The organism is Moorena sp. SIO3I6, from assembly GCF_010672095.1.
Window position 1 is genome coordinate 1 of sequence record NZ_JAAHHU010000995.1, and the last position, 1816, is coordinate 1816.

3 protein-coding genes are annotated in these 1816 nt (G+C 43.6%); all 3 read right to left on the reverse strand.

Annotated elements, in window-relative coordinates:
• Positions 1–323: 323 nt before the first annotated feature.
• Positions 324–1061, reverse strand: coding sequence for a 16S rRNA (guanine(527)-N(7))-methyltransferase RsmG (gene rsmG / locus F6K49_RS45355; protein WP_293108712.1), 738 nt, complete (start codon positions 1059–1061; stop codon positions 324–326).
• Positions 1062–1230: 169 nt separating this feature from the next.
• Entirely contained in the window at positions 1231–1395 is a 165-nt protein-coding gene (locus F6K49_RS45360) for a hypothetical protein (protein WP_293108715.1), read from the reverse strand.
• Positions 1396–1397: 2 nt separating this feature from the next.
• Positions 1398–1816 (reverse strand): energy-coupling factor ABC transporter ATP-binding protein (locus tag F6K49_RS45365; protein ID WP_293108718.1); only part of this gene is annotated, 419 nt, incomplete at its 5' end.

The following is a 1816-nucleotide window of genomic DNA, read 5'->3' on the forward strand; positions in this document are numbered from 1 at the left end:
ATAACGCCGATCAGTGCCATCGTTGTAGCTTAAGTAGTCTTCGAGGCTAAGCAGTGCAGTAGTGGCAGTCATCGGAGTTTTCCTAAGAAGCCATTTTTTTGATAATACTAGTTTAGCAAAAAATGGGGTAGAAACTTTCATTTATAGCGATTGGCAGATAAGTTAATTATGAAAATGGGGCAAAAAAGATAAAGTTTACTTTTTAATTAGCAATAATAAATAACTTAGGTTGGATGCCAACTGCTTTATTCCCTATTCCCTTTTCCCTGTTCCCTAAAAACCCATAAATATGTAGTCAATAAAGTCGCAAACCGCTATATCTTCTAATTCAAAGGGTCTTGTGCTGGTAATCCTACAGCACGGGGAAACTTAGCTACTGTTGGTGATAATACTTTCAACAACAAACAATGACGAACACTATCGCTCAAAGGCGTCGTAAATTTTTCAACTGATTCAATTATTCCACCCAACTTTTTTACCGCTGGCTGTAAAGCTTCGGTTTCTTCATCTGTCCAATGACCACGATAAAGAATCGCCAAACCTCCCTTTTTCAGAAGTGGTAGAGCATATTCAGCACAAACAGAAGGGGCACTAACAGCACGAACTAGAGCAATATCGTAGGAGTGTCGATGCTGTTGCTTCTGTCCAATTGCTTCTGCTCTGCCAACTAACGTTTTAACATTATTAATTTCCAACTGGGGGATTAAGGTTTGGAGAAAAGTAATTTTTTTGCGAGTAGAATCGAGTAACGTAATAGCAGTATTAGGAAATGCGATCGCAACTGGTAATCCCGGAAATCCAGCCCCCGTTCCAATATCAATAATTCTCTGTCCTGGAGTTACAGATTGCCATATGGGAGCCAATCCTACCAAAGAATCCCACAGATGCTTTTCCCAAAACTCCTCGGTAGCAGTAATCCGAGTTAAATTCAACTGACGATTGCCTGACAAAATCCCTTCATAGAGTTTTTGAAACAACTGTTGTTGTTCTGGATCTGGCTGCCAATTTAGAGTTTGTTGCCAAACCTCTGTCATCTCTGGCAGCAGTAAAACATTTGTCATTTTTTAATTTTAAAAGTACTCAACACGTAAGCTATCAGCTATCAGTTATCAGCTATCAGCTATCAGCTATCAGCTATCAGCTTTTGAATAAGCGATGCAGCGTGGTCTTGGGGGTTTCCCCCACTCGCTATTGCATCAAGACAACAGGTAAGCATTGGTTTTATCTGAGTTAAGTCACAGCGTCGTTCGCACAGCGTGGCCATTCGCGTAGCGTGGCCAAAGGCCAAGGCCAAAGCCTGTGCCACGGCTGACGGCTGACGGCTGACGGCTGATAGCTGACCGCTGACCGCTGACCGCTGACCGCTGACCGCTGATAGCTGTTAGCAATACTCACCACTAAGCACTAGCTAAATCAACAGCTTTTAATTCCCCTTGCTTAAGAGTCCAGCAACGGTCAGCAATAGGCAGTAAATCCTTAGCATCGTGAGTCACCACTAGGAGTGTCCAATGGGTTTTGAGTTTTGCCAGCAGATTAACTAACTGTCTTCGCATAGACCAGTCTAATCCAGCTGTTGGTTCATCCAACATCAGTATATGGGGTTGACGAATCAGTTGTACTGCTAGAGCAAGGCGTCGCTGCTGACCACCACTCATAGCATGGGGTGAGGTATGCAAGGCAAAATCAGCCAGTCCCACTTCCCCCAAAGCATCATAAACCCTTTGTGACCCCAACTCTGGATGTCCCATCCGCAATTCTTCCAGGATAGTCTTACCACAGAAATGCCGTTCTGGAAACTGAAACACTAATCCTGCCA

What these genes read in the sequence shown, in the direction of transcription:
- rsmG (WP_293108712.1), bottom strand. Translation starts at nt 1,061, where the DNA reads ATGACAAATGTTTTACTGCTGCCAGAGATGACAGAGGTTTGGCAACAA.